Annotated in this window: 20 protein-coding genes; 11 read left to right on the top strand and 9 right to left on the bottom strand. The window is 43.8% G+C overall.

The features are described 5' to 3' along the window. Nucleotides 1-147: 147 nt before the first annotated feature. Nucleotides 148-1,608, top strand: coding sequence for a sensor domain-containing diguanylate cyclase (locus tag R7Q48_RS07650; RefSeq protein WP_256902942.1), 1,461 nt, complete (start codon nucleotides 148-150; stop codon nucleotides 1,606-1,608). A gap of 49 nt (nucleotides 1,609-1,657) precedes the next feature. On the opposite strand, the gene dusC is transcribed toward R7Q48_RS07650, so the two are convergent. Next, the gene (gene dusC, locus R7Q48_RS07645) at nucleotides 1,658-2,617 is read right to left on the bottom strand and encodes a tRNA dihydrouridine(16) synthase DusC (protein ID WP_017633856.1); all 960 of its coding nucleotides are present in this window, start codon (nucleotides 2,615-2,617) and stop codon (nucleotides 1,658-1,660) included. A gap of 170 nt (nucleotides 2,618-2,787) precedes the next feature. Here dusC and R7Q48_RS07640 point away from each other — a divergent pair, with 170 nt between their 5' ends. Next, complete coding sequence (locus tag R7Q48_RS07640; RefSeq protein WP_005380818.1) at nucleotides 2,788-3,405, top strand: YecA family protein; 618 nt, start codon at nucleotides 2,788-2,790, stop codon at nucleotides 3,403-3,405. A 79-nt stretch (nucleotides 3,406-3,484) separates the two neighbouring features. Here the strand turns inward: R7Q48_RS07640 and dsbB are convergent, their stop codons facing one another. After that, complete coding sequence (dsbB, locus tag R7Q48_RS07635) at nucleotides 3,485-4,021, bottom strand: disulfide bond formation protein DsbB (protein ID WP_239938635.1); 537 nt, start codon at nucleotides 4,019-4,021, stop codon at nucleotides 3,485-3,487. An 83-nt stretch (nucleotides 4,022-4,104) separates the two neighbouring features. Further along, entirely contained in the window at nucleotides 4,105-5,691 is a 1,587-nt protein-coding gene (nhaB, locus tag R7Q48_RS07630; protein ID WP_005380822.1) for a Na(+)/H(+) antiporter NhaB, read from the bottom strand. A gap of 639 nt (nucleotides 5,692-6,330) precedes the next feature. On the opposite strand from nhaB, the gene fadR reads away from it, so the two are divergent. Further along, nucleotides 6,331-7,170, top strand: a complete 840-nt coding sequence (gene fadR / locus R7Q48_RS07625) for a fatty acid metabolism transcriptional regulator FadR (protein ID WP_005380824.1) — start codon at nucleotides 6,331-6,333, stop codon at nucleotides 7,168-7,170. Between the two features lie 110 nt (nucleotides 7,171-7,280). Here the strand turns inward: fadR and R7Q48_RS07620 are convergent, their stop codons facing one another. Both R7Q48_RS07620 and metG read right to left on the bottom strand, forming a co-directional pair. Next, nucleotides 7,281-8,090, bottom strand: coding sequence for a hypothetical protein (locus R7Q48_RS07620; RefSeq protein ID WP_017821380.1), 810 nt, complete (start codon nucleotides 8,088-8,090; stop codon nucleotides 7,281-7,283). Nucleotides 8,091-8,300: 210 nt separating this feature from the next. After that, the gene (gene metG / locus R7Q48_RS07615; RefSeq protein ID WP_318132223.1) at nucleotides 8,301-10,376 is read right to left on the bottom strand and encodes a methionine--tRNA ligase; all 2,076 of its coding nucleotides are present in this window, start codon (nucleotides 10,374-10,376) and stop codon (nucleotides 8,301-8,303) included. 162 nt (nucleotides 10,377-10,538) lie between these two features. On the opposite strand from metG, the gene apbC reads away from it, so the two are divergent. From apbC to R7Q48_RS07600, 3 genes are all read left to right on the top strand, one after another. Then, a complete protein-coding gene (gene apbC, locus R7Q48_RS07610; RefSeq protein WP_262606901.1) occupies nucleotides 10,539-11,615 on the top strand; it encodes an iron-sulfur cluster carrier protein ApbC in 1,077 nt (358 codons plus the stop codon). Nucleotides 11,616-11,795: 180 nt separating this feature from the next. Then, nucleotides 11,796-12,437 (top strand): uridine kinase, encoded by a 642-nt coding sequence (udk, locus tag R7Q48_RS07605; protein WP_005380833.1) that lies wholly within the window; start codon nucleotides 11,796-11,798, stop codon nucleotides 12,435-12,437. Between the two features lie 188 nt (nucleotides 12,438-12,625). Next, a complete protein-coding gene (locus R7Q48_RS07600) occupies nucleotides 12,626-14,713 on the top strand; it encodes an AsmA family protein (protein ID WP_318132222.1) in 2,088 nt (695 codons plus the stop codon). A 62-nt stretch (nucleotides 14,714-14,775) separates the two neighbouring features. Here R7Q48_RS07600 and cobO read toward each other — a convergent pair whose 3' ends face one another. Next, complete coding sequence (gene cobO / locus R7Q48_RS07595; protein WP_005380837.1) at nucleotides 14,776-15,381, bottom strand: cob(I)yrinic acid a,c-diamide adenosyltransferase; 606 nt, start codon at nucleotides 15,379-15,381, stop codon at nucleotides 14,776-14,778. Between the two features lie 117 nt (nucleotides 15,382-15,498). On the opposite strand from cobO, the gene R7Q48_RS07590 reads away from it, so the two are divergent. Continuing rightward, complete coding sequence (locus R7Q48_RS07590) at nucleotides 15,499-15,948, top strand: low molecular weight protein-tyrosine-phosphatase (RefSeq protein ID WP_033905751.1); 450 nt, start codon at nucleotides 15,499-15,501, stop codon at nucleotides 15,946-15,948. A gap of 60 nt (nucleotides 15,949-16,008) precedes the next feature. On the opposite strand, the gene R7Q48_RS07585 is transcribed toward R7Q48_RS07590, so the two are convergent. Both R7Q48_RS07585 and rne read right to left on the bottom strand, forming a co-directional pair. Beyond that, complete coding sequence (locus R7Q48_RS07585) at nucleotides 16,009-17,568, bottom strand: SulP family inorganic anion transporter (RefSeq protein ID WP_005380840.1); 1,560 nt, start codon at nucleotides 17,566-17,568, stop codon at nucleotides 16,009-16,011. A 332-nt stretch (nucleotides 17,569-17,900) separates the two neighbouring features. Continuing rightward, entirely contained in the window at nucleotides 17,901-20,975 is a 3,075-nt protein-coding gene (gene rne / locus R7Q48_RS07580; protein ID WP_318132221.1) for a ribonuclease E, read from the bottom strand. A gap of 639 nt (nucleotides 20,976-21,614) precedes the next feature. Between rne and rluC the strand changes: the two genes are divergently transcribed. Beyond that, the gene (gene rluC / locus R7Q48_RS07575) at nucleotides 21,615-22,559 is read left to right on the top strand and encodes a 23S rRNA pseudouridine(955/2504/2580) synthase RluC (RefSeq protein ID WP_054576337.1); all 945 of its coding nucleotides are present in this window, start codon (nucleotides 21,615-21,617) and stop codon (nucleotides 22,557-22,559) included. A gap of 58 nt (nucleotides 22,560-22,617) precedes the next feature. Here the strand turns inward: rluC and R7Q48_RS07570 are convergent, their stop codons facing one another. After that, complete coding sequence (locus tag R7Q48_RS07570; protein ID WP_170893526.1) at nucleotides 22,618-23,199, bottom strand: Maf family protein; 582 nt, start codon at nucleotides 23,197-23,199, stop codon at nucleotides 22,618-22,620. A 149-nt stretch (nucleotides 23,200-23,348) separates the two neighbouring features. Between R7Q48_RS07570 and yceD the strand changes: the two genes are divergently transcribed. The 3 genes from yceD to plsX are packed head-to-tail and all read left to right on the top strand — an operon-like array spanning nucleotide 23,349 to nucleotide 25,139. Then, on the top strand, nucleotides 23,349-23,873 hold the full coding sequence (gene yceD, locus R7Q48_RS07565; protein ID WP_005387307.1) for a 23S rRNA accumulation protein YceD: 525 nt from the start codon (nucleotides 23,349-23,351) through the stop codon (nucleotides 23,871-23,873). Between the two features lie 59 nt (nucleotides 23,874-23,932). Further along, complete coding sequence (gene rpmF / locus R7Q48_RS07560; protein WP_005396978.1) at nucleotides 23,933-24,103, top strand: 50S ribosomal protein L32; 171 nt, start codon at nucleotides 23,933-23,935, stop codon at nucleotides 24,101-24,103. Nucleotides 24,104-24,113: 10 nt separating this feature from the next. Then, nucleotides 24,114-25,139, top strand: a complete 1,026-nt coding sequence (plsX, locus tag R7Q48_RS07555) for a phosphate acyltransferase PlsX (RefSeq protein WP_017633846.1) — start codon at nucleotides 24,114-24,116, stop codon at nucleotides 25,137-25,139. Nucleotides 25,140-25,143: the final 4 nt, after the last annotated feature.

The following is a 25,143-nucleotide window of genomic DNA, read 5'->3' as shown; positions in this document are numbered from 1 at the left end:
TTTAATATATAAACGGTCTCAAACAGCGCGCACACATTTGTTTGGTCTCTTGTTATCTGGTGCTGCATTGCATGCGTCACCAGATAACGAGTATCAATTTAATAGCAGTCATAAGAGACTATTGACCTTTCATATGCATGGTACTCAATGGTAAACCAAAGGCGATTTAGCCTCTCATTTGTCATCTTTTTTCCTCTGGCGTTATTTGTAGTGGTTTTACTCGTGACAACGAAAAATTACTATGATGCGGTTAACCGCTATATCGATTCTGAGTATTCGCGTATCGAGCGTGCAATGTCTCGCGGTATTAAAGTACTCACGGCTTTAGATTACAGCTTCACCAACTATACCAATTACGCTAACCCACTGTTTGAAGAACATAATTCTTTAGTCAAAGAAGGGCTTTGTTATCTTTGGCCTATAGATGTGTTATTACTCGAAAGTGTTTATAGTGAAGGGTTACCTGCGGTTGACCTTGATTATATGATCGTAGGGGACGAAAGCTTATGTCAGCAAGGTTCAACGATTAACCAGTTAGCTGAACAAAAGGCGGGTTTTGCGCCGTCATTGTCATTTCTGCACGATATTGAATCGCACATTGTTGGAATCCATTACATTGACAAGCGCGGTTACGTTATCTCCTCACCCGATACCTACGCAAAAAATTTCACAAGAGAGCTTTTGTCAACGCTAAAAGCCCGACCTTTTTGGCAAAAAACCGCGCAAGATAAAGTGAACATTACCTTGGCTGGACCAGGGCCTGTGTTGGACTCGATGGAAGGTCAAGTCATTAGTATGACGGTACCCGTCTATGAGAAAGGAGAACATCAAGGTGTTTTGTCTATTGATTTCGACATCAATACGCTCATGGCTTCGTCGCTAGGTCTTGTTGGTCAGTTTCATTTGGTTTCCAATTTACAATCCATTCCTTCAAACAGTACACGAATCAAACCAGTCGAATTAGAGCGATTGAGTGCGAGTCACAGCATGTACTACGAGTACAACCTTTGGGATGAAGCTAAGAACCTAGCGGTTTTTGAAAAATACAGCCTTATTGTCGCACTATTTATTTACGTGCTGAGTACCGTCGTCTTGTTCTATGTGAATATGCATAGCGAGCGACGTTACTTTAAAGAACTGGCAGCAAGAGACCCAATGACCAGTTTATTGAATCGTCGAGGTATGCAAACCGTGTGGCGTAATAAGATGACAAAAAAACAGGTTGCTTTGGCAGTGTTCGATATTGATAACTTCAAGAAGATCAACGACACCTATGGTCATGATGTCGGTGATTCTGCAATTCAGCTTGTTGCAAAATGTATACGTGAAAATATTCGCCATACCGATGTTGCCTCAAGGTTTGGTGGCGAAGAGTTCGTTTTAGCTATTTATGACGAAGATTCAGAAGGCATTAAACTCATTTTAGACAGAGTAAAAAAAGCCATAGATGAGCGCTCGATACGCGTAACGAAAGAAGGCTTTACGATCTCTGGCGGTGTGGTGTTTAGTAAAGAGAGCCGAGTAGAAAACTTTGATGAATTGTTTAAAGCGGCGGATGAAAAGTTATATCAAGCCAAAAGTACCGGCAAAAATAAGATCTGTTACTAGGATTTAGGTACAAAAAGGACGAGATATTCGTCCTTTTTGTGTTCGGGAATTATGCAACCTGAGAGTTTAAGTCATCGCGGTAGCGTTGAATATGCTCAACAATTGGTGCGGCTTTATTGAACGTTCTGATTTCTCTAAATAGGTCTTTTGCTTCAGGATAAGCCTGACGCAAATAAGAGAACCATTGTTTTACGCGGTTTGGGTAATACAAGCCTTTATCGCCTTTCATCTCAAACTTGGAGTAATAGATGAGCAACTCAACCACCTCGGGCCATGACATTGGCTGGTGGTTATGTTTTACCATATTGCCTAAGTTAGGGATATTGAAAGCGCCTCGGCACACCATCAAAGAGTTAACGCCAGTCGTTTCAATGCAACGTTGACCGTCTTCATAATTCCAAATCTCGCCATTCGCAATCAGTGGGATATCAAAACGTTCGCGAATTTGGTTGATGTAATCCCATTTTATCTCAGAAGCTTTATAACCACCTTGTTTAGTACGTGCGTGTACGGTCAATTCATTTGCGCCAGCAGACTGAATGGCATCGACAATTTCAAAGCAATCTTCAGGGTTCTCCCAGCCAAGACGAATTTTTGCAGTTACGGGAATGGCTTCTGGAACGGCTTCTCGACAAGCTTTAACCACACGGTGAATGAGCTCAGGATGCTGAAGTAGAGCAGCACCACCCTTACTTTTGTTGACCATTTTGGCTGGGCAACCAAAGTTTATATCAATACCTCTGGCGCCAAGATTTGCCGCTTTAATTGCGTTCTCAGCCATCCAGTTTGGTTCTTGTCCCAACAATTGCACATGTACTGGCACACCAGATGCAGTCTGAGAACCTTGCAACAGCTCTGGGCATAAACGGTGAAACACATGATCGGGTAATAGCTGGTCGATTACGCGAACAAACTCCGTAACACACAGGTCATAGTCGTTTATCTCGGTCAGGATTTGGCGCATCAAATGATCTAAAACGCCTTCCATTGGGCCTAGTACAACTCGCATAGCTTGCCTAATACAGTTTGGTGGTAAAAAGGAGGGCGATTGTAGCGATGTAAGTTAAGTTTGTCATTAAAAGAGTCGAAGCGCCCAATGCAGTCAAACACACAACGTTAGGTTACGTGCTTTTGAGCTCTGAGGTATAATGCCGCCAAATTTATGGGAAACCAGATGTCATGCAATACACATTGATTGAAAAAGGTGAAGTTCACGTCGATGAATCTTGCCTATTTATCGAAGGCGCAGTGTTAGCTGCGAATCTGACGACAAAACCACTCGCTCCTGAAAAGTGGTTAGAGCCGCTATTAGGTGAGGGATTCAAAGCGATTCAACCAGCTGTGGAAGAGCAAATTCACAAGCAGCATAACCGAATTCAACGAAACGAATATTCCGTGCTAGAGCTAACAGGCAAAGAACCTGAACAACTTGCTGATTTTGCCGAAGGCTTTATGTCTGTTTGGCCAATGATTGAAGAACAGTGGCAAGACGTTGAGCTCAATGATGGATTACAGCGTATGCTGCAAGCATTACTGACCACTTTGATGCTGGCGATCGATGAGCCAGCAACGCAGCAACAGATGCGTGACGCAGGTATTGAAACGCCACCGGCCCTGACAGATTTAGTCGACCAGCTTGATTTAATGGTCGGTGAAGTCGCGCTGGGCGCGGATGAGTTGATGGTAGGCAATAAAGCTCAAAGCCTAAACCCATTCAAAGGTATCGGGCGCAATGATCCCTGTCCTTGTGAGAGCGGAAAAAAATTCAAGCAGTGCTGTGGTCAATCACGCGGCTAAAGCGAATCGCCGCGCTATCCACTTAACAAAAAGCCGACCAGATGGTCGGCTTTTTGTTAATTTTTACGCGTCAGTAGGATTAACGAATTGGATTAACGCGTTTTGCAGGGAAGAATTGTGCAATTACAATTAATGCCAAAGCGATTAAATTGCCTGCAAAAATTACTACTAACCATTGTGGCATTGATAAATCAAGGAGCTGCCACACAACCTTAGAGCAATCACCATATGCTTCAAACATCCAAGGAACCCACTGATTGAGCGGAGCCCAGCTAGGGAATGTGACGAATAAATCGCAAGTCGCGAATGGTGATGGATTAAACTGGTAGTCCACGTGCTGCATCGCAAGTAACAAACCCTTGTAAGCACTTAATCCCCAGCCTATCAAACCTAGCCAGCGGAAAATTGGGTTCTTGGGTGCCAATATACCAACTATTGCAGCGACGCCCACTCCCATCATCGCGACTCTTTCATAAATACACATGACACATGGTGCAAGCATCATGACGTGCTGAAAATAGAGGGCACATGCTTCAAAGAAAACGACGAATAGCAGAAGCAGTAGCCACGATAAACGTCCCTTTGAAAACTGGTTAAGTGAATTTAAAATAGTCACGTTTTTGTTCCTGTCTGAAATAGAAAAAGCTCTGAATACTCAGAGCTTTTTATCGTGGATAAGTTTCCTAATCAACTCAAATTTTAGTGACCACCGGATACTACGGGAGTCAGATCACCACTATGAGGTAAAATCCAACCAGCTTCGTAGAAAGAAGCGGTTGCAGGCTCTAGGAAGAACATGATTCCCATCAGACCGACAATCGCAAGAACGACGGTGTAAGGCAGCGCCATGATAACCATTCGACCGTAAGACAGGCGAATTAATGGAGCGAGAGCCGATGTGAGTAAGAATAGGAATGCCGCTTGACCGTTTGGCGTTGCAACAGAAGGCAGGTTAGTACCAGTATTGATTGCCACCGCCAGTAAGTCGAACTGATCACGAGTAATGAGGCCTTCGATGAGTGCAGTTTTTACTTCATTGATGTAAACCGTACCAACGAACACGTTATCCGACACCATAGATAATAAGCCATTCGCCACATAGAACAGAGCTAGCTGAGTACCTTTATCTTCAACGGCAAGCACCGCATCAATGACTGGTTTAAACAGCTCTTGGTCAATGATTACAGCAACGATCGAGAAAAACACTGCAAGCAGTGCAGTGAAGGGCAGGGCCTCTTCAAACGCTTTCCCCATGGAGTGCTCTTCAATGACACCAGTAAATGCGGTCGCTAAAATGATCACAGAAAGGCCAATTAAGCCGACAGCCGCTAAGTGCAAAGCGAGTGCAACGATCAACCAAACCGCAATAAGACCTTGAACCCATAGTTTTGCGACATCTTGATTTGTTCGCGTTTTACGCTCTTCACGGTCAAAATCGACGAGGATCTGACGAACGTTGTTAGGAAGCTTCGCGCCGTAGCCAAACACTTTAAGCTTTTCAACTAAAGCACAAGTGATGAGACCACAGAAAAATACAGGGAGTGTCACTGGAGACATACGGATTAGGAATTCACCAAACAACCAACCCGCTTGGTCTGCAATAATTAAGTTTTGAGGTTCACCAACCATCGTGGTTACGCCACCTAAGGCAGTACCTACACCAGCATGCATCAACAAAGAGCGCAAAAAGGCACGATAGTTTTCTAGGTCATCACGCGTTAGTTCAGTGATCGTGTCATCTTGTGTATGGTCATGGTCACCGATAGGGTTACCAGACGCCACTTTGTGATAGATAGAGTAAAAGCCGATCGCCACGCTGATAACAACGGCGATAACCGTCAAGGCATCCAAAAACGCAGACAAAAATGCCGCAGCAAAGCAGAACGCGAGTGATAGTAGGGTTTTAGAGCGAATGCCAAGTAAAATTTTGGTAAAAATGAACAGCAATAGCTGCTTCATGAAGTAGATGCCCGCAACCATAAATACCAGAAGTAGCAGTACTTCGATATTTGCTACTAATTCGTGCTTAACTTGCGCAGGGCTAGTCATGCCGATAGCAATGGCTTCAATAGCAAGTAAACCGCCAGGTTGTAATGGGTAGCATTTTAATGCCATTGCTAGCGTGAAAATAAATTCAGCGACCAACAACCATCCAGCTACAAATGGGTTTATTAGGAAGAATACAATCGGGTTAATTATTAAGAAGGCTATAATGGCAACTTTGTACCAATCAGGCGCTTTACCAAGGAAGTTCTTGATAAAAGCGTTTCCGAGCGATATCGGCATGATAATTCTCTTTATAACAAAATTATGAATAGACACTACAATAGTGCTTAAGTATCTGTTTGTTAGACTTATTAACTAGTCTTTAAAAACAATAACTTAGTAAAACAACAATCCTTTGTTTATTGTAGTCTTGCCAAGTTACTTCCCCTGAACTCAAGCACCGCTCACTTTCGACCGCAAACTCTACACTCAGGCATTTATTAGTCAATAACAAAACGTGATGCTACCGACTAAAATGACTTTTTAAATGTAATAACGCGATCAAAACGGCGTTACTATACCATGAAAGTCTTAAAAAAATCCTCTTGGATTTTAAATGACGGTCAGTGACGAGAAAAGGCAAATTAAGAAAGAATATTAACTGTGATATACAAAGTAATTTTTCATATTTTGAATATAAAAATGTGACACGGTTGTCTTTATTTCTCCGAGATTTGTGAGCTGTTTAATTAAATGAAAATTCATATTTTACTGCTTTCGCTCGCATGTTAGAGCCTCTTAAATTGACACAACATATAGAGTATTAACTCTATGTTATGGTGTCGTTTCCACTATTGATCGTAAATTTTCTCAAACCGCTAAGTAGTGGTATGATGAGTAGTATCGACCCTCAGAAATCAATATTGGATAAAAAGTAGAATGGTCATAAAGGCGAAAAGCCCTGCGGGATTCGCAGAAAAATATATTATCGAGAGCATTTGGAACGGCCGTTTTCCTCCAGGCTCAATTTTACCTGCTGAGCGCGAGCTGTCCGAACTGATTGGTGTTACTCGAACGACTTTAAGGGAGGTTCTTCAACGACTAGCCCGTGACGGATGGTTGACTATCCAGCACGGCAAACCTACGAAAGTTAACCAATTTATGGAGACCTCTGGTCTGCATATTTTGGATACTTTAATGACGCTAGACGTTGATAATGCGACAAACATTGTAGAAGATCTGCTTGCGGCACGTACCAACATCAGTCCTATCTTTATGCGCTATGCATTTAAAGCGAACAAAGAGAGCTCTGAGCGTACAATTAAGAACGTAATCGAATCTTGTGAAGCTTTAATGAATGCGGCTTCCTGGGACGAATTCATCGCTTCCTCGCCGTATGCTGAAAAAGTTCTGCAGAATGTGAAAGAAGATAACGAGAAAGATGAAGCGAAGCGTCAAGAAATCTTGATTGCTAAAACGTTCAACTTTTACGATTATATGCTTTTCCAGCGCCTAGCATTCCATTCAGGAAATCAAATTTACGGTTTGATCTTTAATGGTTTGAAGAAGCTCTACGATCGTGTCGGTAGCTACTACTTCTCAAATCCAGCTTCTCGTGAGCTAGCTCTGAAGTTTTACCATCAATTGCTCGAAACTTGTGAAAGTGGCCAGCGTGAGCAACTACCAGTAGTGATTCGTCATTATGGTATGGAAAGTGCGTTGATCTGGAACGAAATGAAAAAGCAATTACCAACGAACTTCACGGAAGACGACAGCTAAGCGCTGACAAGTTGAATAAACGAAAACCGCAGTGCCTTAGGCCTGCGGTTTTTTTGTTTTTATTTATAAGTCGGCGACGGACCTAGCACCAATAATAAGGCATGGAACGTTTATCCTGCTAGTGAGAGTCTGGGTAACGGTAGATATAATGACTCTACGACATCTGAAAGGACATGGTCGTAAGTATTGAAGATGGTCAATGACAAGTCCGATGTGACGCCATAAAGCTCTGCTTCTGTTAAGTCGACATGACTCCCTGTCACGTATTCATTTAGCGTCTGTATTGAGCGCGTGGAAGCAGGAGAGGTAATGCTAAGTGGAGCGATAACCGCTAGTTGGTTTAGCTTACGCATCATGACCGATGCATAATTTTTGAAACGCTCATTTCCGCCTTGCTCTCCTAAATCTTGAATGCTGATTCGTAACTGAGTCAGGGTCTCCAAGCTATCCATAATGTTTTGCCAGTTCATGTGATACTCATTATGCAAGTCATCTCTTTGCTCAACCGCTAGCCATGCGATGGTTACTTCATCCATCAAAAACAAGCAATGACGAATTAACTTACCATGCTCCATCTGGTTTCTTGCAACACTATGGTCATTCCATTGTTCAAGTAGTTTCCCTACTTTAATCTGTAATACGCGATACATGGGTTTGTTTTCAAACCGTGATGTTTCGACTAAAAGATGCAGCTTGTTAGTCAGAGCATCATGAAGAGCGTCCAATTTTTGTTGATCGTTTTGTTGGAATTGAAGCGAGTAGTGAGTAGCAGCTCGGTGGTGTCTCAGAAGGTGAACAACATCTCGCAACAATGTTAACAGCTGATATTTGCGCGCATGTTGCTGCTCTCGTTTAGAAGATAAGTGATATATTCCAGCTAAAATAGCGATGGACAATAGTGTGGAAATCAAAACAAACATAACCAACTCCTTGTTAGTGTTTGGACCTAACAAGGAAGATTGCAGTTTTGATGCCACTAATTAAATTCTATTAAAACAGTAAGTTAGGATTGTGATGGGAGATGTGCTGTACAAGTTTGGTGCACAAATTCCCCAAAAGTGTGAATTCAGTCAAAAAAAGTCCCCGCTGAACTGGCGAGGACTTTTTAAATTTGATTGTAAAGCTACAACTTACATTACGCGCATACCAGGTTGAGCGCCTTCGTGTGGCTCAAGGATCCACAGGTCACTACCACCAGGGCCTGCCGCTAGGATCATACCTTCAGACATACCAAACTTCATCTTACGAGGTTTTAGGTTTGCTACCATTACCGTTAGCTTGCCTTCTAGCTCTTCAGGTTTGTAAGCTGACTTGATGCCAGAGAATACCTGACGAGTTTCACCACCGATGTCCAATTGGAATTTAAGCAGTTTGTTGGCTTTTGGTACTTCTTCACAAGAGATGATACGAGCGATACGCATATCTACTGCAGCAAAAGCATCGAACTCAATCTCTTCAGCGATTGGTTCTTTGTCTAGCTCGGTTTGGCTAGCCTTGTTCTTTTCCGCTTCAGCTTTCTCTTTCGCCGCCATTTCTGCCGCCGCATCTTCTTTAGACGCTTCGATCATCGCTTCAACATTCTTCGGATCGATACGGTTGAACAGTGCTTTGAACTTAGTGATCTCGTGGCCTGTTAGTGGAGCAGCGATGTTTTCCCAAGTTAGCTCTTGGTTTAGGAACGCTTCAGTACGCGCAGCTAGCGATGGCATTACTGGTTTCAGGTAAGTCATCAGTACGCGGAACAGGTTGATACCGACAGAACAGATGTCTTGTAGTTCCTGATCTTTGCCTTCTTCTTTTGCTACAACCCACGGTGCTTTTTCATCAACGTATTGGTTAGCTTTGTCTGCCAATGCCGTGATTTCACGGATTGCACGACCAAACTCACGCGTTTCGTAAAGCTCAGCGATACGGTCAGCAGCAGCAACAAATTCGTTGTAAAGTTCAGGCTCTGCAAAGTTGTCAGACAGTTTGCCTTCAAAACGTTTCGCGATGAAACCTGCGTTACGAGATGCCAGGTTAACGATCTTGTTAACAACGTCAGCGTTTACGCGCTGAGTGAAGTCTTCAAGGTTAAGATCTAGATCGTCGATACGGCTGTTTAGCTTCGCAGCGTAGTAGTAACGTAGACACTCAGGGTCTAGGTGCTCTAGGTAAGTGCTTGCTTTTACGAACGTACCTTTAGACTTCGACATTTTTGCGCCGTTTACGGTTACGTAACCGTGTACGAATACGTTGTTAGGCTTGCGGAAGCCAGAACCTTCTAGCATTGCTGGCCAAAATAGGCTGTGGAAGTAAACGATGTCTTTACCGATGAAGTGGTACAGCTCTGCTGAGCTGTCTTTTTTCCAATACTCGTCGAAATCTAGGCCGTCGCGCTTGTCACATAGATTTTTGAAAGAGCCCATGTAGCCGATAGGCGCGTCTAGCCATACGTAGAAGAATTTGTTCTTCTCACCAGGGATCTCGAAGCCAAAGTATGGTGCATCACGTGAGATATCCCATTGCTGCAAACCAGATTCGAACCATTCTTGCATTTTGTTCGCTGTTTCAGCTTGTAGCGAGCCAGAGCGAGTCCACTCTTTTAGCATGCTTTCAAACTGGGGCAGGTCGAAGAAGAAGTGCTCTGAATCTTTCATTACTGGCGTCGCACCAGAAACCGCAGATTTAGGATTGATCAGTTCTGTTGGGCTGTAAGTCTCACCACAGTTGTCACAGTTGTCACCGTACTGGTCTTCAGACTTACATTTTGGACAGGTACCTTTTACGAAACGGTCCGGTAAGAACATCTCTTTTTCTGGATCGAACAGCTGAGAGATAGTGCGGCTAGAGATAAAGCCATTTTTCTTCAACTCAAGATAAATGTGTGACGCTAGCTCACGGTTCTCATCTGAGTGCGTGCTGTGGTAGTTATCAAAGCTGATATCAAATCCAGCGAAGTCTTTTTGGTGCTCTTCGCTAACTGCGGCAATCATTTCTTCAGGAGTAATACCCATCTGTTGCGCTTTAAGCATGATTGGTGTGCCGTGAGCATCGTCAGCACAGATGAAGTTTACAGTGTTGCCGCGTAGGCGTTGGTAACGAACCCAAATGTCCGCTTGGATATGCTCAAGCATATGACCAAGGTGGATCGAACCGTTAGCGTACGGAAGGGCACAAGTTACCAGCATTTTCCTTGACGGAAAGTTTTTTGGATCGTTTGCCATACTTAATATTCGCTTTTCTTGATAGGTATAAATAAATTTTGATGGATAATACTACCCCATGAACTGACTAACTCCAAGGTGTCAAACTGCGGAATGCCTTAGTTTTTTTGGGGTTCTGGTTGAGCCTGGACGGTGGTAGCATGACATCTAAAAGGAGGGCTTATGCATCAGTTCACTTCAAAACAAGATTTTTGTCACTGGTTTAACCAATTCCAACATCCACAGTTGGTGGAAAACTGGGCAGATACTCATGGCGCAATTTCGATTACGACAAAGGGTTCTATTGATATAACGTTGCCATTCGCAAGTAATGAGCTTCAAACCGTACTGCATGACTGGATCAAACAGCAGCGAGCCTCGGGTAAAGTGGCTGAATTCCCATTTAATATTCGCCTTGGAGTTAAAGCTTTAGAAACTCAAGTGGCTAACTCGGTTAAGGGTGTTAAGAACATCATTGCTGTCAGTTCTGCGAAAGGTGGCGTTGGTAAATCTACTACCGCAGTTAACTTAGCGTTGGCGATTGCTCAATCTGGGGCGAAAGTGGGATTGTTGGATGCAGATATCTATGGTCCGTCTGTACCTATGATGTTGGGGCAAGAAGATGCTAAACCAGAAGTTCGTGATGGCAAGTGGATGGAACCCATTTTTGCTCACGGCATCTATACTCATTCTATCGGTTATTTGGTGGATAAATCAGAAGCGGCGATATGGCGCGGTCCAATGGCTTCAAAAGCATTGTCGCAGTTATTAACTGAAACAGATTGGCCAGATTTGGATTATTTGGTGATTGATATGCCGCCAGGTACGGGGGATATTCAATTGACTCTGTCACAACAAATTCCGGTAACAGGTAGCGTGCTAGTCACAACGCCGCAAGATTTAGCCCTTGCCGATGCAAGGAAGGGAGCGGCAATGTTTAACAAAGTCCATGTCCCGGTTATTGGTGTTGTGGAAAACATGAGTTATCACATTTGTAGTCAATGTGGCGCGAAAGAGCATATTTTTGGTATGGGCGGAGCTGAAAAAATGTCGCAAGAATTTGGCTTAGCATTGTTAGGACAAGTTCCGCTTCATATCTCTATGCGAGAAGATATTGACGCTGGCGTGCCAACGGTAGCAAGACGCCCAGAAAGTGAGCATGCAGGGTATTATAAGCAACTTGCCGATCGCGTATGTAGCACGATGTTTTGGCAAGGCAAAGCAAAACCAGATGCGATTAGCTTTACAATGGTGAACTAAGTTTACTATGCCTGTTGGTTGATAATTGCACATTTTAACGTTTGCTCGGAGGTTAATCCTCTGAGCAGGCAGAAACTTATGACTAAACCCTAATTCCAACTAGTAACTATGGGGTGAACTCCCTATAATCAGGCAGTTTATCTTTTTATGTGACTAGAAATCATCATCGGGTGCAAACTAATGTCTGATAATAATCAATGCGTCATCGTAGGTATTGCTGGCGCTTCTGCTTCTGGAAAAAGTCTGATCGCGAGCACTATTTATAATGAGCTTCGCGCGAAAGTAGGCGATCATCAAATCGGTGTCATCACGGAAGATTGCTACTACAACGACCAAAGCCACCTAAGCATGGAAGAGCGAGTAAAGACGAACTACGATCACCCGAGTGCGTTGGACCACGACCTACTGTGTGAGCACCTAGAAAAATTGGTACGTGGTGAAGCAGTAGAAGTGCCTGAGTACAGCTACACTGAGCACACAAGAACAATTAACACCACCACAATGACACCTAAAAAGGTGATCATTCTAGAAGGTATCCTTCTTCTTACAGACCCTCGTCTTCGTGATTTGATGCATGCGACAGTATTTATGGACACACCGTTAGATATTTGCTTGCTTCGCCGTGTTAAGCGTGATGTGGAAGAACGAGGCCGAACTATGGAGTCTGTTCTTAAGCAATACCAACAAACAGTACGTCCGATGTTCATGCAGTTTATCGAACCTTCTAAGCAATATGCGGACATTATTGTTCCTCGCGGTGGTAAAAACCGTATCGCAATTGATGTATTAAAAGCTCACATTGCAAGACTTTTGAAAGCTTAAGCCTATAGACGGCTATATCGCTTTATTTTTAAGAGAAGAAGTGGCACCTTAAGTGCCACTTCTTTTTTTGTTTTTAAATTAGTCAGTTGCAGGTTAAAACCAGACATTTTTCACGCTTTTGTGGAACTGTCAGCGGTAAATGGAGTCTGCGCTTATAATTGTAAAAACACTCGAGCAAGGAAAAACAAATGAAGAAACTGCTCTTAATTCTAGCAATACCGATTGTGGTCATTTTGGTCGCAATTTTAGCGTTAACCATCTTCGTCAATCCGAATCAGTTTAAACCCCTTATTGTTGAGCAAGCGCAAAAGCAAACGGGATTAGAGTTGGTGATTGAAGGGGATATCAGTTGGCAATTTTTCCCATCGATTGGCTTTGAGTTGGGACATACAGAGTTGCGAAACCCACAAGGCTTTAGTAAACCCAATTTATTCAAAGTTGATACCGTTGGTGTAGACATCTCTGTTATGCCACTTTTTAGTCAACAGCTTGAAATTGGAAACGTCACGCTTGATGGTGCTGAGTTCTACATTGAAACCAAGAAAGATGGCAGCAAGAATATTGATGCATTGACGAAAGCCCAAACACAACAAGCAGAACAAGAGAACAATGCTGCGCCTACGCAAAATGGTGAAACGCAAACTTCTGGTTCTGATTGGAGTATTAATCTTGCTGGCGTTACGGTTTCTAACGGTTCATTAGAAATGCAGGATAAGCAAGCCGGTAGTTACACCAAACTTTATGATATTTCATTAAACCTTTCCGAATTCGCTTTTGACAACTGGACAACGGCTGATTTTGGCGTGAAGGGCGAAATGAACGACCAAAAGTTCACCGCGAAAGGTCAGGCAGACTTTAAGCTAGAAAAAGGTTTGGCAAACTACGCGCTAAAGAACATCAACTTTGATGCGACATACTCTGACCCTGCCAATAAAATTGAATCGGCAACGATCGGTTTAGACACGTTTGAATTCGATAAAGTAAATAACCTGACTTATGCCATTAAGGGTGACGCTGGTGGTATGAAGTTAGATATGCAGGGTGCTGGTCAACTTAGCGTGGACAAGGCTATCAGCAAAGTACAGTTGGATAAGTTAACTCTTAAATCGACTTTTGAGGGTGATGCTTTACCTCAGTCCCCGATGAAAGTCGACATGGTGTCTGATCTGTCTTTCGACCTAACGAAAAACCATCTGAGTTTTGTTCTAGAGAAGTTAACAGCGAATGCTATCGCCCTAGATGGTAAGGCAGATGTGACACTCGGTGATATTCCTAAAGTACGCTTTGCTCTCCATAGCCCCAATATCGATCTTGATGAGTTTTTAGGGTTAGATAAGCAAGCTGCCGAAGGTAATAAGCCTGCTTCTGGTGGCGAGAGTGCTCCTGCTGGACCTGAGGTTGAGCCTGATTTGTCTGCGTTGAAAACGTTAGATGTAAAGGGTGACATTACCATCGACAAATTCAAAGCGGCAAATGCGAAGATGGAAGCGGTAAAAACGAGCTTCACTGTAAATCGTGGCGTGTTTGAGCTTACATCTTTTAGTTCGAAGTTGTACCAAGGCTCAATCTCAGCGACAGCGAAGCTAGATGCACGCCAATCACCAGCGACTTACAGTGTTAAAAAGTCAATCAAAGGCGTGAAAGTTCAACCGCTACTTATAGACGTTGCTGAAAACGACAAACTTGAAGGGACAGGTAACATTGATGTGAATGTTACAGGTAAGAGTCTCACGCCTACCGGTATCAAGAAGAATCTATCTGGTACGGTTGTTATCAATTTTGCTGACGGTGCGGTGAATGGCATCAACGTTGCTCAGTTGATTCGTGAAAACTATGCGAAATTTAAAGGGCAAAAAGTTGAAGGCACCAATGAAGCTAAGAAAACAGACTTCAGTGCGATGACGGCGACATTGAAACTCAACAAAGGTGTTGTATCAACGGATAATATGCAAGCTCAGTCTCCATTGTTACGTGTTCGTGGTAAAGGTACCGCAAACTACATCAATGAAACAGTCGACTTTACTATCAGCACGTCAGTTGTAGGCAGCCTAGAAGGCCAGGGCGGTAAAGATATAGATGAGCTGAAAGACATCACGATTCCAATCAATGTGTCTGGTAAGTGGGCAGATCCTAAATTCAAGCTCGTATTCGATGATGTTCTGAAGCAGAAAGCTCAAAAAGAAATCGATCGTGGCGTGGAGAAGCTAACGGACAAAATCAAAGACGAGAAAACCAAAGATGCGGTCGATGGTTTATTGAAGAATCTTTTCAACTAACCGTGCGTGAAAATCAAAAGGGTTGGCATTTTGCCAACCCTTTTTAAATTACTCTGCGAGTGTTACCAATCGACGCCTTTGAGGGCTTTTACGCCAGATTCAAATGCGTGCTTTACATTTTTCACTTCAGAAACGGTATCGGCCATTTCAATCAGGGTTCGATGTGCGCCACGCCCAGTAATAATAACCGACTGCATTTTAGGTCTGTTGCTCAGTGCTTCGACCACTTCGTCTAAGTCGATGTAGCCGTAGCTCACCATATAAGTTAGCTCGTCAAACAAGATGACATCGATAGAGTCGTCTTGCAGCATGCGCTTACATTCTTGCCATACGCCTTGCGCTGCTTCGGTATCAGCGGCTTTGTTTTGAGTTTCCCACGTAAAGCCGGTTGCCATTACTTGGAATTCAACGCCGAGTTTCTCAAGTAGGTTGCGCTCACCGTTGTCCCAAGTACCTTTAATAAACTGCGCGACAGCACAATTCAAACCATGACCCACTGCGCGTGCGATCGTACCGAATCCTGATGTCGATTTACCTTTACCATTTCCGGTAATGATCAGTAGCAGACCTTTTTCCTCTTGAGCAGCAGCGATTTTTGCGTCTACCTGTTCTTTGACTTTTTGTTGGCGAGCTTTATGGCGTGCTTCTTTATTTTCTTCGATAGACATAATACTTCCTTAATTCCTTTTCGTGCTGTGCCCAAGCTAATTTGGGTTCATTGATTTATCTCGCTATGATAGACCAACATATCGTGAAGAAAAACCACCGATAATTCAGGGAATAAAATGAAGAAAATACTTGTTGTTTGTATGGGAAACATTTGTCGGTCACCAACTGGAGAGGCAGTGTTAAGAGTGAAAGCTCAAAAGCTAGGCGTTGAAGTAGAGGTTGAGTCGGCAGGTACAATTGGCTACCACGCAGGAAACCGACCGGATTCAAGAGCGATGGCAGCAGGAAAGCAGCGAGGCTATTCTTTTAAAGGAATGCAAGCGCGCCAAGTCACCATTGATGACTTTGAAAAGTTTGACCTTATATTAGCCGCAGATAAAGCAAATTTGGCCGATTTATTGGATATTTGTCCGTTGAAGTATCGACACAAAGTATCGTTATTTTTAAGTCATTCTGAGTCAGTTTACGACGAAGTCCCGGACCCATATTATGGTGGGGAAGATGGCTTTGAACTGGTGCTTGATTTAATCGAAGAGGCATCAGACGCAATTTTGAAGAAGCTATAATCGCCGTGCTTGAAGACAATAGAAAAAGGGATGAGCTCAGCTCATCCCTTTTTATTCGTGTTAACCCGCTAGTATGTCGGTTGCGACTTTGTAGCTTGGGTCTTCCTTCACGTTAATTTCAACCAAGCTGCCAGCTTTGTCCAAAAGTTTACGACAATCTGGGCTTAGGTGACGAAGGTGTAGCGTTTTACCTTGAGCATTGTAACGCTCAGCCAGTGTTTCAATGGCTTCAATTGCAGAGTGATCTGTCACGCGAGAGTCTGCAAAATCGACAATCACATCTTTTGGATCTTCAGGCGCGTTAAACAACTCCAGGAAGTTAGCCGCAGAGCCAAAGAAAATAGGGCCGTGAATCTTGTACTCTTTTGAACCTTCCTCGTTTAAGCACGTGTCGGCATAGATGTGCTTAGCGTGTTGCCATGCAAACATTAATGCAGAAACGATAACACCAACCGCTACGGCAACAGCAAGGTCAGTAAGAACAGTAACAACGGTCACAAGAACAATAACGAAGAAGTCTTGCTTCGGTACGCGGCGTGCTAGCTTAAATGTTGCCCATTCGAATGTGCCAATGACAACCATGAACATCACACCAACCAGAGCAGCGAGTGGGATCATTTCAATTAGCGAAGAAGCGAATAAGATAAACATCAATAGAGCGATAGCCGCAACGATACCAGATAGACGGCCGCGACCACCTGAGTTTACGTTGATCATCGACTGACCAATCATCGCACAACCACCCATTGCGCCAAACACAGAACACGTCATGTTTGCCATACCTTGACCGATACATTCGCGGTTAGATTGACCACGAGTATTCGTCATCTCATCTAAAACTGTCAGTGTTAGTAGAGATTCAATTAGACCAATGGCCGCTAGAATGATCGCGTATGGAAGAATGATTTGTAGAGTTTCTAGCGTAAATGGCACCGCCGGAATAGAGAAGGTCGGCAGTGAACCTGCGAGTGTTGCCGCTTCATCACCAGACATTGTACGCAGGAAGTCAACAACAGTACGAGTTTCCAGATCCAAACCAACCACTAAAGCAGTCACCGTTACGATTGCAACAAGTGAAGAGGGTACAGCCGTTGTGATTTTTGGTAGAAAGTGAATGATTGCCATAGTTAGCGCAACCAAACCAAGCATTAGTAGCATTTGGTCTTGTGGTAGCCAAGTAAGCATGCCGTTGATATCTGGCGCTTTAAACTGACCCAACTGAGCTAGGAAGATAACAATAGCCAGACCGTTCACAAAACCAATCATCACAGGGTGAGGCACGATACGGATGAACTTACCCAATTTAAACATACCAGCGGCAATTTGAAGTATACCAGCGAGCATGATGGCTGCGAATAGGTACTGGACACCGTGAGTCGCGACAAGCGAAACCATTACGACTGCCATGGCACCTGTTGCACCAGAGATCATGCCAGGACGACCACCGAAAATGGAAGTAATAAGACCAACGATGAATGCAGCGTAAAGACCGACCATCGGATCTACGCCTGCGACGAACGCAAATGCGACAGCTTCAGGAACCAATGCTAGCGCAACGGTTAAGCCTGATAGCACATCATTTTTTACGGAGTGCTTAGAAAATTGGGGAAATTCGAACATGTTTGTTTTTAAGTTCTCTTTGCAATGAGTTAAACCCGACACATATTCGTATTTGCACAAGCCACTGAGTGGTTGATTTCTAATCAAACATTGCAGTGTAAACCGTAGTATTAAAAGAGCAGCATCAGAATGGTGTCGAAAACTTGAGTCGGCGCATGCTACCGAAAAGTGTGATTAAGTTCAAGAATGATACGAATAATGGCGTACAAATGTGATCACGAATTGGTATTTATATGAACAATTTATTGGGCAAATATGAAGATAAAAAAGGCTACCAGATGGTAGCCTTTAATTTATTTATGCCGTTAAGCAGTTGAACGTAATGATTTAGCCTAGTTAAAGTTAGGCTTTGTCATCTCTGCTGATGCGCGGTTTTTAGCCACTTGGCTACCCGCACCTTTAGCTTGGTAACGTTCGGTTTTGAACGGTGCTGCTGCAACCGTGATTTCGCGTAGCTCTTGAGGGCCAGGTGCTTTCGTCATCGGTGCGCTAGCGTTTAGCTTAGCAGCAACTTTAATGGCTTCGACTTTAGGCTCTGGTTTATCTACTGGCGCTTCGGCTACAATCTCTTTTGCTGCTTCAACGATAGGCTCTTCAGTAGGTGCCGTTTCTACAATGGCATCAACCGGTTCAGCATGTTCAGTTACAGGAGTTTCAACGATAGGCTCTACCGATGCTGTTTCTACTACTGCCGATTCAGCTTTTTCTGCGATTACTGTTTCAACAACAGGTGCTTCTACTACTGGAGCTTCCACTTTCGCTTCAACGGTTTCTTGAACCTTGTGTTCAACAACTGGCGCATCTGTTACGACAGGTTGCTCGCGACGAATAATCACTTTACCCATTGCCATTTCTGGACACGCAAAGCCACCTTGGATTGTAGGTACTGCTGCTACAGCTTCTTCCTTAACTCGCTCTTCCTTCTTAGGTGCTGGTTTCGGAATGTAACGTGGCATTACTTTACCCATAGCCATTTCAGGAGAAGCGACACCTCCCTTACGTAGGCGGAACGGGTTAGGGCGGCGATCACGGCCACGGCGACGACGCTGGCCGCTTGCACGCAGGTGACGTGGCGAACGACGATTACGACGTTGCTTAGACTCTGCTTGCTTGTTGTCTTGCTGTGCCTCTACCGCTGCTTCTGTTGGCTTTTCAACTTTAGCTTCAACCGTTTCTTGAGTCTTAACCGCTGTTTCTTCGGCTTTCTTCTCAATCGCTTCTTGGTCCTTAACGCGTACAGACTTGTTCAATTTGCGACGTTGGCGGCGCTCTTTCACTTTTTCTGCTTTCGCATTTTGCTGCTTCGGTTTGCTCTCTTCTGGTTTTGTTTCAGTACGAGCTTCCGCTGCTAGCTGCAGACCTTTTTCCGCTACTTTTGCGTTTGCTTTCTGCTCTTGGGCTTTATCTGCCTGTGGAGCTTTAGGTTTACGCTTTTGGTTACGGTTTTGCGGTTTATTTGTTTGTTGTTGAGCTTCGTTTTGCTCATTAGCCTGCTCATCACGAGGCTTACGACGACGTCGGTTATCGCGATTGTCGCGGTTATCACGATTATCGCGCTGGTTGCTATTGCGACGACGATCGTTACGATCACGTTTGTTACGTCGATTATCGCGATTTGGTTTTTTCTCTTCCTGAGGTTTCTGTTCTTCTTTTGTTTCTTCAGAACCACCGAATAGGAAGCTACCAAGTGCTTTAAACAGACGGCTGAACAATCCAGGTTTCTCTTCTTGTTCAACGTTTTGTTCTTTCTTCTTCGCCTCAGGAGCTGGTTTAGCTGCTGGTGCAGGTGCGGTTTGAGACGGAGCCGCAAAGCCTTTAAGAACTGGCTCTTCAATTCGTTTTGGTTTTACGTCAACATCCGCTGGCTCTTTACCTTCTGCTTCTTTCATTGCTTCCAGTTTCTTAGGAAGTAAGTAAGAAATCAGATCGAACTCTTCGCCTTCACGAACACGGATAACTTCAAAGTGCGGTGTTTCCATATCAGAGTTAGGAACAACCGTAATTTTCACTTCTTGAATGCGTTCGATATGGTTTACTGAACGACGTTTTTCGTTCAATAAGTAAGAGGCGATTGGCACAGGTACGACTGCAAGTACTTGTGCTGTGTTGTCTTTTAGCGCTTCCTCTTCAATTAAACGAAGTACAGAAAGTGCTAGAGATTCGTTGTCGCGAACGACACCAGTTCCGCTACAGCGAGGACAGATGTGATGGCTTGCTTCTGCAAGAGAAGGGCTCAAGCGCTGGCGTGACATCTCCAACAAACCAAAGCGAGAAATACGACCGATTTGTACACGAGCGCGGTCAAGGCGAACGGCTTCACGTAGACGGTTTTCTACTTCTCGTTGGTGACGAACTGGGGTCATATCGATAAAGTCGATAACCACTAAGCCACCTAAGTCACGTAGACGCAATTGGCGAGCAATTTCGTCGGCTGCTTCTAGGTTCGTGTTTAGAGCTGTTTCTTCAATATCGCCGCCCTTGGTTGCACGAGCAGAGTTGATATCGATAGACGTTAGTGCTTCAGTCGGGTCAATAACAATAGAACCACCAGATGGCAGACGCACTTCACGTTGGAAAGCCGATTCAATTTGGCTTTCGATTTGGTAGTGGCTGAATAGTGGAACTTCGCCTTCATATTTCTTAACGCGGTTAAGGAAATCAGGGCGCACCAATTGAATGTGCTCTTTTGCACGTTCGTAGATGGTGTTGCTATCAATTAAGATTTCGCCAATATCACGACGCAAATAGTCACGGATTGCACGAACGATAACGTTACTTTCTTGGTGGATTAAGAATGGAGCAGGGTTAGAGTCCGCTGCACCTTTGATTGCACCCCAGTGGTTAAGTAGTACATTCAAATCCCACTCAAGCTCTTCAGCACTCTTGCCAACGCCAGCAGTACGTACGATTAGGCCCATGCCCTGAGGCAGTTCCAAAGTACTTAATGCGGCTTTTAGTTGAGTACGCTCGTCACCTTCGATTCGACGAGAAATACCGCCAGCACGAGGGTTGTTAGGCATTAGAACAAGGTAACTACCAGCAAGAGAAATGAAAGTAGTAAGAGCTGCGCCCTTGCTTCCACGTTCTTCTTTTTCCACTTGAACGATAACTTCTTGGCCTTCCGTTAGCACTTCTTTGATGCTTGGACGACCTTGGTAGGTGTAACCTTCAGGGAAATATTCGCGGGCAATTTCTTTGAGAGGGAGGAAACCGTGACGCTCGGCGCCGTAATCAACAAATGCGGCTTCTAAGCTTGGTTCGATACGTGTGATACGTCCTTTGTAGATATTCGCTTTTTTAGATTCATGACCTGGACTCTCGATATCAAGATCGAAAAGTCGCTGGCCATCAACCAGAGCGACACGCAACTCTTCTTTTTGAGTTGCGTTAATTAACATTCTTTTCATTGAAAATTCTCGTTGTCTTTTCTTTTATATCTTTCTTGTCGACTTGCCACTGTTTTTTCGCTCTTTCACGGTGCCTGATCCCATGGCTTGTATTTTGCAGCCTCCCGGCTGGAAGGGGATGCTCTCGGGCACTTCAGTCATCACAAGCCTCTTGTGGTTTCTGTTGGAAACGTAGACTTGTGACCCGCTATTTGGGCGGTAGGTACTCAACGTGAATATGCGAGGAGTAGGGTGGCAAGAGTGTTGAATTCGATGTGTCTCACGCCAATGCTGCACTCGACCTTCAACGATCTACTCACATTGCTTGAGGATAAATGATTGGTAATGAATAAAATGTAACCAAACCTTCCTTAGCAGCTGTGAACTATAGCAGTGCGCGTGGCTATCAGCAATCTGCTTTCACGCAAACGATAGAAAATTTGCCGCTAAACTCAAAATTTCTATTTTATAACTGGCTGTTTCATAAGCAATTGAGATGTGCAAACTGTTCAAGACAGAAAACAAATTGAGAACTTGATTGAGAGTTTTAATAATTTAAACAAAAGCTTGGCGAAATTTAGACCAGTATGTGCCACCGAGTGTTTCTTTTACGACAAGAATAATGTGAAGTCGCACGAAATTGAGTTTACAATACCGCCCATGAACGAAATAAGAACAAAAGTCCAGTTCGTCGATATCGACGAAGATATGGCGGGTCAGCGCATTGATAATTTTTTGCGCAACCAATTAAAAGACATTCCTAAAAGCATGATTTACCGAATTGTGCGTAAGGGCGAAGTGCGCGTAAATAAAAAGCGTATAAAAGCAGAGTACAAGTTAAAAGCAGGCGATCTCGTTCGTATTCCACCGGTGACCGTCGAGAAAAAAGATGACGATGTCGCACCAAGTACGAAACTTAACAAAGTCGCTGAGTTGGAAAATATGATTATCTTCGAAGATGATCATATGTTGATTCTAAACAAACCATCTGGCACCGCTGTGCATGGTGGCAGTGGTTTAAAGTTTGGTGCGATTGAAGCGCTTAGGGCTCTGCGACCTCAAGCTCGCTTTCTTGAACTTGTGCATCGTATTGACCGTGATACTTCAGGGATTTTGCTGGTTGCTAAGAAGCGTTCTGCACTTCGTCACTTGCAAGCCCAGTTTCGTGAAAAGACAGTAAAGAAGTTTTACTTAGCTCTTGTCATGGGGCAATGGAAAAGCAGTTGTAAGGTTGTGAACGCGCCACTGCTCAAAAACGAAGTGAACAGTATTGTTCGTGTTAACCCTAATGGTAAGCAGTCAGAAACGCGTTTTAAGATTTTGGAAAAGTTCGAACAAGCTACATTGATTCAGGCGAGTCCGATTACTGGTCGAACTCACCAAATCCGAGTTCATACGCAATACACTGGTCACCCAATCGCTTGGGATGATCGCTACGGTGATCGCCGCTTTGATGCTTATACAGGTCAAGTTGGTTTAGATCGTTTGTTCCTACACGCGGCAAACATTAAGTTCCAACACCCATCAAATGATGAGTGGATGGAAATCAACGCACCGATGGAACCGAAACTAGAAAAAGTGTTGGCGGGTTTAAGAAACGCGTAACCATGTTTTCCTCGCGGATGCAAAAGGGAGCCACAGGCTCCCTTTTATCGTATTTGGGTTAAAGGACATCGAGTCCTTGAACATGCAACATATCAATCAAATCAATCAATGGTAGTCCGACAAGTGTGTTCGGGTCTTTACCAACTAATTTCGTAAACAAACAAATTCCCATGCCTTCGGCTTTAAAGCTGCCTGCGCAGTAAAAAGGTTCTTCCCTGTCGACGTAGCGTTCGATTTGTTCAAGCGTTAAATCTCTAAAGTGCACCTCGAAAGAATCAAAGCCGACTTCTGTATGGTTTGTGACGGTGTTATGTACTGCAAGACCAGTATAGAAAGTGATGACTTTTCCACTTTGAGCCAAAAGTTGATTTATCGCGTTATCTCTATTTAAAGGCTTGCCAACGATTTCACCATTAATGACACAAACTTGGTCACTGCCGATAACTAAACTTGCTGTATCCGTCTGGCAAGATATTGCTTTCTCTTGGGCCAGTCTCTGCACAAGTTCAGTTGGCGTTTCTTGGTCAAAAGGTGTTTCATCGCAATCAGGTGATAAACAAACGAATGGTAGTGAGAGCTTTTCAAGCAGTTGTTTACGAAAAGGGGAAGTTGAGGCTAAAACCAGTTGGTAATTTTTCATTTTGAATTACAATTCGTGGGAGCATTTCCAATAGGATAATCGATCAAAAATGATTCTGGCTAATGCTCTGTATGTTAAGCGTAAAAAAGTACAACTTTTTTGCCTTTTTCTTTGACTAATTTTGATTTGGAAGATAATATTCGCGCCCTATGCAAAAGGTAAAAATACCGCGAACGGTTGACCCAGCTAAAGCTGCACAGAAACGATTGGATTACGATGGCATCATCCAAGCTAGTCTTTTCAAGCGCTTAGTGGAAACAACTGAAGGCGTAAAACGCGACGCAGAAGTCTCATTGTCATTTGGGATGGATGAACAGCGACTCGTTGTTATCTCTGGTAAAGCTAACATCGAAGTCGATTTAGAGTGTCAGCGTTGTAATGAGGTATTCGCACATGAGTGCGAAGTTGAATTCCTTTCTACTCCTTACTACGGTGAGAAAACAGAACAGGAAGCACCAGAAATTTATGATTTGGTAGATCTAAATGAATATGGTGAATTAGACCTCATACAACTTGTTGAAGACGAGTTCATCTTAGCATTACCTCAAATTGCGATGCACGATGAAGCGGATTGTAGCGTTGATTCAAATAACATGGTTTTTGGTGAGATTCCTGAAGAAATTGAGGAAGAAAAACCGAATCCATTCGACGTTTTGAAAAGTCTGAAAAAGTAATAGGTGTGGTAGCCGATTCTTCTTCAGGTTTTTAACCCAATAGTATAGGAGTAGGGTCAATGGCCGTACAGAAAAACCGTAAAACTCGTTCTAAGCGCGGTATGCGTCGTTCACACGATGCGCTAACTACAGCTGCTCTATCTGTAGACGCGACTTCTGGTGAAACTCACCTACGCCACAACGTAACTGCTGAAGGTTACTACCGTGGTCAAAAGGTTATCAACAAGTAAGGTTGAACCTTTGCAAAGTATTACCGTTGCACTTGATGCAATGGGCGGGGATTTCGGTCCACGCGTAACAGTGCCTGCCGCCGTGCAGGCACTGTCTCATTTCCCAGAGCTAAAAGTGATTCTTATTGGTGATCAATCTCTGATCACGTCTCAATTATCTCAACTCGGTACCTCGACCAGTTCCCGCTTGACTATTCTTCACAGCGAGAAAGTTATCTCGAACTCAGAAAAACCTTCATTGGCGTTACGTAATAGCCAAAATAGTTCTATGCGTATGGCTATCGATTTGGTTTCTGAGCAGAAAGCGGATGCTTGTGTTAGTGGTGGCAACACCGGTGCATTAATGGCACTATCGCGTTTCATTCTTAAGTTACTTCCTGGCATTGAACGTCCTGCTTTAGTTTCCGCTTTACCGACGATTACCGGAAAGCGCACTTGGATGCTGGATCTGGGGGCGAATGTATCGTGCGATGCTGATAGCTTGTTCCAATTTGCTGTAATGGGCAGTGCATTAGCTGAAGAACACTTGGGTCGTCCTCCTCGCGTTGCTGTACTCAATATTGGCGCAGAAGAGATTAAAGGTAACGATTTAGTCAAACGTTGCGCAGAAATGCTTTCTCAGACCGATGCGATTAACTTTGTCGGTTATATTGAAGGTAATCAAATTTTGCATGATGTTGCGGACGTCATTGTTTGTGATGGATTTGTCGGCAACGTATGCTTAAAAGCCAGTGAGGGAACAGCTCAACTTTTTATCGAAAAAATTAAAACCAGCATAATGGCATCAACGATAAAGGGTTGGATAGCTAGAAAGTTGTTTTCTAGGCTGTTTAATGAACTAAAAACACTGAACCCCGACCAGTATAACGGCGCAAGTTTGCTAGGATTGCGCGGCATTGTCATAAAAAGCCATGGAAGTGCGGATGTATCTGCGATTGTCAATGCACTTGGCGAGGCAGTACACGAGGTCAAACGACAAGTACCAAGCCGTATTAGCGATCGTTTGGAAGCGGTTTTACTCGAGAGGCATTATTAGTCTT

The organism is Vibrio sp. 378 (assembly GCF_033339435.1).
This window is presented reverse-complemented; position numbering and strand designations above follow the sequence as displayed.

What these genes read in the sequence shown, in the direction of transcription:
- R7Q48_RS07650 (WP_256902942.1), top strand. Translation starts at nt 148, where the DNA reads ATGGTAAACCAAAGGCGATTTAGCCTCTCATTTGTCATCTTTTTTCCT.
- dusC (WP_017633856.1), bottom strand. Translation starts at nt 2,617, where the DNA reads ATGCGAGTTGTACTAGGCCCAATGGAAGGCGTTTTAGATCATTTGATG.
- R7Q48_RS07640 (WP_005380818.1), top strand. Translation starts at nt 2,788, where the DNA reads ATGCAATACACATTGATTGAAAAAGGTGAAGTTCACGTCGATGAATCT.
- nhaB (WP_005380822.1), bottom strand. Translation starts at nt 5,691, where the DNA reads ATGCCGATATCGCTCGGAAACGCTTTTATCAAGAACTTCCTTGGTAAA.
- fadR (WP_005380824.1), top strand. Translation starts at nt 6,331, where the DNA reads ATGGTCATAAAGGCGAAAAGCCCTGCGGGATTCGCAGAAAAATATATT.
- R7Q48_RS07620 (WP_017821380.1), bottom strand. Translation starts at nt 8,090, where the DNA reads ATGTTTGTTTTGATTTCCACACTATTGTCCATCGCTATTTTAGCTGGA.
- metG (WP_318132223.1), bottom strand. Translation starts at nt 10,376, where the DNA reads ATGGCAAACGATCCAAAAAACTTTCCGTCAAGGAAAATGCTGGTAACT.
- apbC (WP_262606901.1), top strand. Translation starts at nt 10,539, where the DNA reads ATGCATCAGTTCACTTCAAAACAAGATTTTTGTCACTGGTTTAACCAA.
- udk (WP_005380833.1), top strand. Translation starts at nt 11,796, where the DNA reads ATGTCTGATAATAATCAATGCGTCATCGTAGGTATTGCTGGCGCTTCT.
- R7Q48_RS07600 (WP_318132222.1), top strand. Translation starts at nt 12,626, where the DNA reads ATGAAGAAACTGCTCTTAATTCTAGCAATACCGATTGTGGTCATTTTG.
- cobO (WP_005380837.1), bottom strand. Translation starts at nt 15,381, where the DNA reads ATGTCTATCGAAGAAAATAAAGAAGCACGCCATAAAGCTCGCCAACAA.
- R7Q48_RS07590 (WP_033905751.1), top strand. Translation starts at nt 15,499, where the DNA reads ATGAAGAAAATACTTGTTGTTTGTATGGGAAACATTTGTCGGTCACCA.
- R7Q48_RS07585 (WP_005380840.1), bottom strand. Translation starts at nt 17,568, where the DNA reads ATGTTCGAATTTCCCCAATTTTCTAAGCACTCCGTAAAAAATGATGTG.
- rne (WP_318132221.1), bottom strand. Translation starts at nt 20,975, where the DNA reads ATGAAAAGAATGTTAATTAACGCAACTCAAAAAGAAGAGTTGCGTGTC.
- rluC (WP_054576337.1), top strand. Translation starts at nt 21,615, where the DNA reads ATGAACGAAATAAGAACAAAAGTCCAGTTCGTCGATATCGACGAAGAT.
- R7Q48_RS07570 (WP_170893526.1), bottom strand. Translation starts at nt 23,199, where the DNA reads ATGAAAAATTACCAACTGGTTTTAGCCTCAACTTCCCCTTTTCGTAAA.
- yceD (WP_005387307.1), top strand. Translation starts at nt 23,349, where the DNA reads ATGCAAAAGGTAAAAATACCGCGAACGGTTGACCCAGCTAAAGCTGCA.
- rpmF (WP_005396978.1), top strand. Translation starts at nt 23,933, where the DNA reads ATGGCCGTACAGAAAAACCGTAAAACTCGTTCTAAGCGCGGTATGCGT.